The organism is Nonomuraea basaltis (assembly GCF_005893125.1).
Classification (GTDB): domain Bacteria; phylum Actinomycetota; class Actinomycetes; order Streptosporangiales; family Streptosporangiaceae; genus Nonomuraea; species Nonomuraea basaltis.
Map to the genome: position 1 here is coordinate 1 of NZ_VCJS01000567.1, position 1,294 is coordinate 1,294.

Consider the following 1,294-nt stretch of genomic DNA (forward strand, 5'->3'; position numbering starts at 1 on the left):
CCGTATCCGAACGTGTCATAGCGATCACCCTCAGCACCCGTTTCCTGCTCCTGAGGATGAACCGACGGTCGTCTTCGTGCGAGCGGAACCATCAATCTCGGCGGTCCGAGGCGAAGCCTCTCTGGGTGACTGGAGGGAGCCCTCCTTGGTGAAAGTGAAGGATTCAACCGGACAACGCTCCTCGTCTCGACTGCAGACGGTGCCATGTTCGAGTTCAGCGTCGCTCCGGTCGCCGCCACCGCCCGGAGCTGCCGCGAGGACGGCGGGCTGTTCGCGGAGATGGTGACCTCCGCTGAGGTGCAGGGGGCGCCGCCGTGCTCGGCGGTCAGGGTGTAGCGGCCCGGTGGCAGTTGTGGGGTGAAGGTGCCGTCGTGCACTACCACGACGGTTACCAACTCGGTTCCGCTGAGGATGGAGACCGATCCGTCGGCGGGGCGTGCGCTGCCGGGGGCGGGGCCGCCCATCACGACGAGCTTTCCGTCGAGCGTTCCCATCGGCGCGGGCCTGCCGTGCCCCGGATCGCCGGTGGGCGCAGGTGCACTGCCGGGGGCACTGCGCACCACTTGGCGGGTTGTTCCGGAGTTCGCCGAGTTCGCGTCCGCCGCGGGCGTCGCGCAGGCGCTGGTGACCAGCACGAGCATGCACGCCCCCGCCATCCGCTGATACCCGATCATCGAAGCCTCCTGCCGTGTGGCGGATCATTGCCCCTCAAACGGAAGCCGGACGGTCTCGGTTCAGCGAGGTGGCCAATGTGGTGGCCGTCCGTTGTCTGTCAGCCGGGTTGGCCGGTGGCGTAGAGGGCGGCGGTTTCGGCTGCCTTGCGGGCCAGGGACTGGCGGAGTTCGTCTGGGGCGAGGACTTCGGCGTCGGTGCCGAAGGCCAGCAGTGCTTCGGCTGCGGTCAGGGAGCGGAAGCGCAGTTCGACGTGCACCCGCTCCGGTTGGCCGTCCGTGTCGGGCGGGAGATCGGTGGGAGGAGGCCCGGCCAGGTCGGCTTCGTGGATGCGCAGGAATTTGGCCAGGATCTTCCGGTGGACGCTGACCGTGACGGCCAGTGGGGCGGGGATGTCGTCGATGTGGCGGCGCAGGCCGTCCCAGACGTCGGCCAGTTCCAGTCCGTCGCGGCGCCGGACAGGCTCGTCGAGGATGCCGGCCGATAGGGCCCGGTCGGTCCGGAAGAGTGCGGGCTCGCCGCGGTGGTCGGCGACGAGGTACCAGACGCCGGCCTTGTTGACCAGGCCGTAGGGGTCGAGGGTGTAGGAGCGGACGCGGGTGTCGCGGCCGCTCCTACACCC

General features: G+C 69.3%; 3 protein-coding genes. 2 read left to right on the plus strand and 1 reads right to left on the minus strand.

The features are described 5' to 3' along the window. Positions 1–204: 204 nt before the first annotated feature. Positions 205–336 (plus strand): hypothetical protein, encoded by a 132-nt coding sequence (locus EJK15_RS77060; RefSeq protein WP_276615634.1) that lies wholly within the window; start codon positions 205–207, stop codon positions 334–336. 189 nt (positions 337–525) lie between these two features. Next, positions 526–663, plus strand: coding sequence for a hypothetical protein (locus tag EJK15_RS72470; protein WP_171075443.1), 138 nt, complete (start codon positions 526–528; stop codon positions 661–663). Between the two features lie 109 nt (positions 664–772). Here EJK15_RS72470 and EJK15_RS69405 read toward each other — a convergent pair. Next, positions 773–1,294 (minus strand): helix-turn-helix transcriptional regulator (locus EJK15_RS69405; protein WP_138720940.1); only part of this gene is annotated, 522 nt, incomplete at its 5' end.